5 protein-coding genes and 2 pseudogenes are annotated in these 8,090 nt (G+C 42.0%); 6 read left to right on the top strand and 1 reads right to left on the bottom strand.

The annotated features are described in order from the left end of the window. From tnpC to JV16_RS14575, 4 genes are all read left to right on the top strand, one after another. Window positions 1–863, top strand: an 863-nt coding sequence (gene tnpC, locus JV16_RS14595; RefSeq protein WP_042536442.1) for an IS66 family transposase, incomplete at its 5' end; no start/stop codon positions are given. A gap of 600 nt (window positions 864–1,463) precedes the next feature. After that, window positions 1,464–2,693: an IS110 family RNA-guided transposase gene (locus tag JV16_RS14585; RefSeq protein WP_042536440.1), complete on the top strand. Its 1,230-nt coding sequence runs from the start codon at window positions 1,464–1,466 to the stop codon at window positions 2,691–2,693. A gap of 512 nt (window positions 2,694–3,205) precedes the next feature. Then, on the top strand, window positions 3,206–4,555 hold the full coding sequence (locus JV16_RS14580) for an ISLre2 family transposase (protein WP_021095086.1): 1,350 nt from the start codon (window positions 3,206–3,208) through the stop codon (window positions 4,553–4,555). Between the two features lie 213 nt (window positions 4,556–4,768). After that, window positions 4,769–6,214, top strand: coding sequence for an alpha/beta hydrolase (locus JV16_RS14575; RefSeq protein ID WP_021096139.1), 1,446 nt, complete (start codon window positions 4,769–4,771; stop codon window positions 6,212–6,214). A gap of 575 nt (window positions 6,215–6,789) precedes the next feature. On the opposite strand, the gene JV16_RS16070 is transcribed toward JV16_RS14575, so the two are convergent. Next, window positions 6,790–6,942, bottom strand: a complete 153-nt coding sequence (locus JV16_RS16070; protein WP_021096138.1) for a hypothetical protein — start codon at window positions 6,940–6,942, stop codon at window positions 6,790–6,792. A gap of 196 nt (window positions 6,943–7,138) precedes the next feature. Between JV16_RS16070 and JV16_RS14565 the strand changes: the two are divergent. Both JV16_RS14565 and JV16_RS14560 read left to right on the top strand, forming a co-directional pair. Then, window positions 7,139–7,345: pseudogene (locus JV16_RS14565) on the top strand (IS701 family transposase); the annotation flags it as partial. A gap of 377 nt (window positions 7,346–7,722) precedes the next feature. After that, window positions 7,723–8,090, top strand: a pseudogene (locus JV16_RS14560) (IS982 family transposase); the annotation flags it as partial.

Here is an 8,090-nt window from a genome sequence, read left to right as displayed (position 1 = left end):
TCCCTTATCAACGTTTACGTGACATGATGGAAGAGCTATATCAACATCCGATCAGCACAGGAACGCTTGTCAACATGGTCAAACGGGGACGCGAAGCACTCGAGCCAAACATGGACATCATCGAAGAAGCACTGCTTCAATCGGATATCTTGCATGTCGATGAAACGAGCTTGCGGATCGATGGCAAACAGGCATGGGTTCATGTCGCCTGTACATCCGCATATACATACTTAGCTCCTCACGCTTCTCGTGGAAAGAAAGCGACGGATGAGATCGGGATTCTTCCACAATATAAAGGAACGATGATGCATGATGCGTTCGGTACGTATCCGAGATACACCGAAGCCACACATGCCCTTTGTCATGCCCATCATTTACGTGACTTGAAAGGATTCATTGAACAAGGGCATACATGGGCAAAACGGTTGACCACGTTTCTATTATCCGCCAAACAAGTGGTCGAACAACATGGTGGCTCTCTCCTAGAAGAAGAAGCGGAACGTTGGGAGCGCGTGTATGATCACATACTCGCGAAAGCGCAATATCGGTTGGAAGGGATGACACCGTTGCCGAAAAAAGCGCTCTCCTTCGTTCGGCGACTTCAAAAACGGAAGGAAGAAGCGTTGCGCTTTTTGCGTGAAGCTCACGTTCCCTTTGACAACAACCAAGCCGAACGAGATCTTCGCATGGTCAAAGTCAAAGAGAACATCTCGGGTGCATTTCGTCAGGAAACGTTCGCGCAGTCGTTTTGCATCGCAAGAAGCATCGTTTCCACACTCACGAAACACGAAAAAAACGTGTGGGACTCGTTGTGTCTTCTGTTGACAGGCGAAACGATAGATCGTGTTCTTTCCGCTACCTAGGGCATTTTCTATGACAGAAATGCCCTATTTGTGCTGGGCTACTTTACACACTAGCACTCGGGTGAATAGTTACAATTCTTGATTGCTTTTATATTAGATATAGGAACTAGAAGACATGTAATCAGAATAAAAATAAAAATCAGTCTACTCTTCACAAAAACGAACCCTCCTCGTATAGTATGTTTAGAAAGATTTTTAAATCGAATTTCCAGTTCGATATACTCCTTGACAATCGCATATTCTTGGGTGACTTGCCCACGGGGGAGGGGCGCCCCTCCCCCCGTGGGTCGCAAACATATTTCACAAACGTTGGGGTTGGACTTCTCGCGATGTTCATAGATAATGATCTTGAGGATCATCGGGGACACTCTTCTTCCTCCTGTAGCGTTGACTACTTGAAAAGTCTGTCTACCCGACTCCTGTTCGGACGTCTAACCCCAAGTCTCGACGTTGGTTCTCCATGCTGGAAGGAGCAGCTTCCAGGAAGCCCATGGCCCAAGGTGAGTTCTCATACGCGAGGGTGACTGGTCAACAGGCGCGGTCCGAGGACATCCCGAAGAGTCCCAACCCCACGATCCTACTACGATTGGAGGTGATCTCATGAAACTCTACGTCGGCATTGACGTGAGCTCGACGGACTTATACACGCGTATCATGGATCAAGAAGGAAATACTTACGCACAAGTCAAGGTGAACAACCATCTCCTTGGCGCGACCTTCCTTCGCGATCAAATCCTCCTGTGGGTAAACAAGCGCCAACCATCCGAAATTTTCATCGGGATGGAAGCCACTTCGGTCTACAGCTGGCATCCGGCGATGTTTTTCCATCAACAGGAGGAACTGAAGTCTTGGAATGTCAAGGTGTTTACCATCAATCCAAAGCTCATTCGCAAATTTAAAGAAGCTTACACCGACTTGGATAAAACGGACTGTATCGATGCGTGGATCATCACTGATCGGCTTCGCTTTGGTCGCTTGAAAGTGACAGCTGTCATGCAAGAACAGTTTATCGCCCTTCAACAGCTCACGCGCATGCGCTATCATCTCGTCCATCAGCTGACTCGGGAAAAGCAGTACTTCCTTCAACACTTATTTTACAAGTGCAGTTCCTTTACCCAAGAGGTGGACAGCTCCGTTTTCGGACATGCCATCTTAGAGCTTCTTCTCGAGTCGTTTGGCTTAGATGAAATCTCTCAGATGGACGTGCAACAGTTCGCTGACTTCTTGCGCCAAAAAGGACGCAAGCGCTTTGCCGATCCGGAATGCATCGCCAAGTCCATTCAAAAGGCAGTTCGTTCGTCCTATCGGCTTTCCAAGTGTGTCGAGGATTCCACCGACTTGCTTTTAGGGCTGTCGATTCAATCCATTCGCAGCCTTCAAGCGCAAATCAAGGAGCTCGACAAAGCGATTACTCGCCATTTGGAAGGCATTCCAAATACGTTACAAACGATTCCTGACATCGGTCCAGTCTACGCCGCTGGGATCTTAGCCGAAATTGGACAAATCGAGCGATTTGACAACCAAGCCGCCTTAGCGAAGTATGCTGGTCTGACTTGGTCCAAGCACCAATCGGGGCGCTTCCAAGCCGAGGATACTTCCCTCATTCGTTCCGGTAATCGCTATCTCCGTTACTACCTAGTCGAGGCTGCCAACTCGGTACAACGGCATGATGCGACGTTTCGCGCCTATTACCGGAAGAAGTATGAGGAAGTACCCAAGCATCAACATAAACGAGCCCTCGTCCTTACCGCTAGAAAACTCGTGCGTGTGATCGATGCGCTGCTACGCAACGGTCAAATCTACACGCCAAGAAAGGGGGAAGATCGATAAGGGGATCAATCTAACTGATTTTGTATCAAAACCTATTTAATGACATCTTACAAGACTGGGCTTCTTCAGTATTGCCTTTTTTCGGGTCATCGGACAAATGAATTTCCAATTTCGATGATTTTTCACCTTGACATATTACCGCAGGACTTTTTACAACTGTTCCATCTCTTTTATATCATCCTTTTTCTTATCTTTCTTCAATCACCTCCTTCTCAAACATATAAAACCAGATACGTCTTACCCTTTTACAACGATTATACATACGCCAACATTACAATATCATTACAACCGTATTTACAAATTTCATTTAAATTAAACCCATTTGTAATAAACCAAATACCAGGTCTTTTATAAAAGTGTGAGTAAAATATTTGTGGGAGGAAAGAAGACAGGTTCCTAATTTATACAAATCAGGAACCTGTCACATGTGTAAGCAAAATAGATGAAAAATGGGCTCTCCTCCTGTAAGGTAGTAAGTGTGAAAAAAACAACCAAAGAAAGGAGTGGAGCCCATGCAGGATTATACCACAGATGGAGTCACATTGAAAGACATTGAGCAGTCTTTGTTTCGACATATGCAAAAAGAATACGGTCAACTGCTTCAACAGCTGTTGGAGGAGATCGATCACACGTTGGCAGAAAAACGAGATAAAAAACGATACGCGCTCAAAGATAAGCGGATGATACGGATGCAGACGATGTTTGGAGAAGTGAAAATCAAGCGGAACTATTACTTTGATCGAGAAAAGCAGGAGTATATCTGTTTGTTGGATGCCTTTCTTCAGTTTGAGGGGGCACATGGAATCAGTCCACTGTTAGAAGAAACAGCGATTCATCTGGCGGTGACAGGCTCATCGTATCGACAAGCTGCCCAGTCCCTAGAGAAACTCGTGGGATATGCGTGCATGAGCCATGAGACGATTCGCCAGTTGGTTGTCGAGGCAGAAGCCGTTGAACACCGTGAGATGGAGAAAAAAGGTCGGGTGTTTTTCATTGAAGCAGATGGACTATACGTGAAACGCCAACGAAGCCGCATCAAAGGAAAAGAAGAGAAAATCGTGACGATTCACCAAGGATGGGAGAAAAACGGCAAACGAGTGTCTTTGGTGAACCGACGCTACTACGTTCATCAAACGAATGAACCGATTTGGGAAGCCGTAGAAAACTTTTTAATCAAACAATATGGATATGACCCCCTAGAAGATTGGGTCGTCATCAATGGAGATGGCGCGTCATGGATCACGGCTTGTCGTGATTATTTTGGTAAGAGGGGATGCTTTCAGTTGGATCGATTCCACGTGGCACGAGACATTCGCCAATGGTTTCGTCATCATCCAAGATATCGGGCGATTCGGAAAGCACTGGCTTCACAAGATGAAGAAGGGTTGCTTCGGGAGCTGACGAGTGCTGTAGGCACACTGGGAGACGAAGAAAAAGAACGGCAATTGCAGGCGTTTGTTCGTCGGATCGAAGAGCTGCCTGGATGTTTGCGTGACTATCGCATATGGCTACAGGAAAAAGGGATAGAGACGACGAACATGAGAGCGATGGGCAGTGCGGAAGGAACGATGCATGTGTTTGCGAAGCGAAGCAAAAACGGTCGAAGTTGGAGGGATGCAGGCATTGATGCGATGTTGCGAGCCATGGTAGCGATCAAAGATACGTTACCGATTCGTACGCGCGGTGGAGTGATATGCCATGTAGAAGAACGAGAAGAAACGAAGCGAGAAACGATCGTGAAGAAGGCAATGAAACGCATCCCACCTCGAGTGAAAGAAGTGATCCGAGACAACATCCCATATTTCCGTCAGTCTTCAGGAACGCCGATTTATGAGGCATTACAAGCGTTGAAAGGTTTTTAAAACACAGAAATAGGCACATACCTACAGGATGAGAGTGTATAAAAGCGCTTACATAAAACAAGTTCTTACAACCATATATAACCAATAAAATCGGTTGGGAAAAAATCTCCCACAAACTCTTGACTCAAACTTTATAAAACGACATATTGAATTTACATTTTATAAATATTAAGATAATATACAGGAATATTCTGAAGTTATCGAGGGAGTAAAATGGGTTATTGCAAGGTAAATGATGCAACTATTTATTATGAATATATACCTTCTAACAATCCGAATGCGGAAACTATCATCTTTGGACATGGATTAGGATTAGATTCAACTACTTGGAAACTGATTATTCCTTATTTGCAAGACTTTCACCTGTTAACATTTGATTTTCGCGACCATGGTCGGACGAGAAGTACATCTAGCGAAATAAGTTGGGATATATTGTACAAAGATTTTAAAGAATTATTAAATTTTTTGAAAATTAAACACTATCATTACGTCGGTCATGGCTTAGGTGGTCTTTTTGGTGTTGAATTATTTGGTACCTTTGGAGAGAAGGCAAGTTCTTTTTCTCTTTTATCAACACCTTGTTACTATCCAAAAAATGTCGCGCAAAAAGGGATTGAATTTCGCAAAAAAATGCTTTTTTCCCATTTCGACAACTTTGTAGACTTTATGATTCCACAGATTCTTTACGATCGAACAAATAGAAAGTGCCAACTAATTAAAGAGGCTTATTCACGTTCTAATCTAGCAAGGTATATTGACTGGTTAAAGTTTATCGAACAATCCTTATCATTAAAAAAACTAGGGAGGATTACTATCCCAACATTAGTGTTAATTGGAGAATTCGATATAAACTACCCTCCTTCCTTGATTACAATTAATGCTAATTATTTTCCACAATGCAAAATGTATATTATACACGAAGCTTCTAATGTTATATTTGTTGATCAACCGAAGCTTGTGAGCGAACATTTAAGAATTTTTTTCTCAAAAAAACAGACATTTTTCAATCGATCAAAAGAGCGCTCTTGTCTGCCATATTTAGAAGAACTGGATAACCATCTTTGTTCTGATGAAAGCTCGTCTAATCTTCCCTTAACCATCGATTTCTTGCACCAATTTAATATAATGTACAACTTTCAAAAAATCGAAGGGCAATGGAATCGTAGAAAAGCAAAGGAAATCATGAGCTATTTAGCCATGTTCGAAAAAGTGTCAAGAGAAAAATTGATTGAAGTATTTTGGCCAGACGTTCCGCTATCGAAAGCACAAAACCAGTTGCGCGTTTCTTTATGCCATTTAAGGAAAATACTTAGGGATTATTCCTTTATTCTTGAAATCACACCGCAATTTGTACGAATTTCAGAAAACTATCAATGTGATGTAATAGCACTACAACAAAAACTGTACCAATACCAAATGACCAAAAATGTGCATGAACGCTTGTCGATAGCTGTAGACATATTAAGTAACTGGACAAACAATATTTTAGAAGACTTTTATGATGACTGGGCAATAGAATTAAAGCGAAAACTAGAAAATTCTCTATTCTCTCTTTTAGAAGATGCCTATAAACTTTCTATTGAATTAAACGAACCAATTATTGCTTCACAAATAGAGAACATTCTAAAAGAAGACATAGAGGATATGGATATTGATTAACAAGCGTAACACGATAGCAACTAATATACATGCACTTTAAAGTAAGGACTTCTGTATGAACGTCTTTTTCCATGGTTATATTGCTCCTAAATACCCGCATATAACACGAGCAGAAATGACATGAAACGTCTGAAAATCAAAAATAATCACGGTTGGACACCTGGTGTGGTGCCTGTCACGCCCCGAATTTTCCGTTCTTGTTTCTGAAGTGTTCGAGGTGTCCAGCCGTGATCGTTTCATCAGGAAGACGATTCCGAGGCTTTCTGTGCCATTCGTAGTGTCATTTCCACCCTACAAAAACACGGAAAGCCGGTGTGGGAATCGTTACAAAGACTTCTGAGTGGGGAGTCTCTCCAAACGATTCTCCATTCATTTTCGATACCGAAAATGCCCTAGTGGTGCTGGATTCTGAAAATCTCGCTGATATTGGGCTGAGTGAATACTTTTAAACAGAGTAAAGTCGATTTTCCAAATCAATATCATTAAGAAGCATTTGATCGAATGCGTTCTTGTCCGACAAATCCATATTGGAAATCATCATTTTAAAGTGTATGCATATAACACCAAGGGTTCCCTTAATCTATTTCTATCAAAACAGCTTGTTGCACAGGAGGACAATATTTAGCAACAACGTTTCTTTCTGATAAATAATACTTTTTCCCATCAATTAATAATAAGTCCACACCAACGACTTCACAAATTTTCCCTTTATTTGTTAATTGTTTCACTACTGCATCCATTAGGCTCTTTTTATCAAAATATCTCTCATCCAATTCAATTATTATTTTTTTTTGTTTATTAATTACTGTAGATGAGCAAATTCGCTAACATAAATTTACAACCAAACAAAAAAGGAGACATGAACCCGATTCCTTGGTTAGAATAGATGTGCTACCAAACCATTCACAAGGAGGTTCATGTCTCATGAATAGATTAGCACATCACCACGAAATCCACAAGTTTTTCACGATGTTGGGGTTGGCGCTTTATTTTTCAAAACCTGTCATAAAGCACCTTGTTCATATCGTCGATGCGATGATCACGAAAGGCTTTTCGGGAACGGTGACCGATCTTCATCACGAGAGCTTTCATCCGAACCATCGCACGACACTCAGCCATTTTTTCACGAAACTACAGTATTTTTAATTACGAATAAAACCTGAATCCGTAATGGATGGAAATCAACTTCGATTTTGGTGTTAGTTATATGGATGAATAATCTATAAATACCTTTTTGTGATGATTTCCTACACTATTTTCATGTTTAAAAATGAGATAAATTTCTTTTCATAGTGATATAAACCAAAAAAGAGCCAAAAAAGTACAGGGAGTGATGGTTGACTTTTACGTTCGAACATCCGTTTGTTATCTGGCTTCTTTCCATTGTTGATACACATTCAGTAGGAACCCGTGGTGCTAGATAAAATCGAGTAAGCATAAAAATAGCCCTTGCTTGTGGATCTCCTGTAGAATGAAAGTGCGATCCAACATTCGAAAGGAGAATCCCTATGCAAGAGCACTTTCATTTTACTACAGATCAAGCAAAGATTCAAAAACAATATGCAGCCATTTTCTTCTTTGTTTCTGCCCAGCTGTCACAAATTCAATTCTATCTTCAACGTCGCAATCGTCATTTGGCGAAACAAGAAGACGCGGTGATCATTGCCATTCATCTTTTAGGAAAGTTGCTTGGCTTCTCTTCCGAGCGTGCATGGCATCGCTTTGTTACTGGGAACCTGTTCACTGATAGACATTTTCTCGAACGTTCTCGATACAATCGCCGTTGCCGAGCGCTGCGCCTTGCGATCAAGTGGATTCGTCATGAACTAGCGAAACGTGGTCAACACCATGCCTATGCGGTAGTAGATAGCATGCC

It is taken from the genome of Anoxybacillus ayderensis (genome assembly GCF_000833605.1).
GTDB lineage: Bacteria > Bacillota > Bacilli > Bacillales > Anoxybacillaceae > Anoxybacillus > Anoxybacillus ayderensis.
This window is presented reverse-complemented; position numbering and strand designations above follow the sequence as displayed.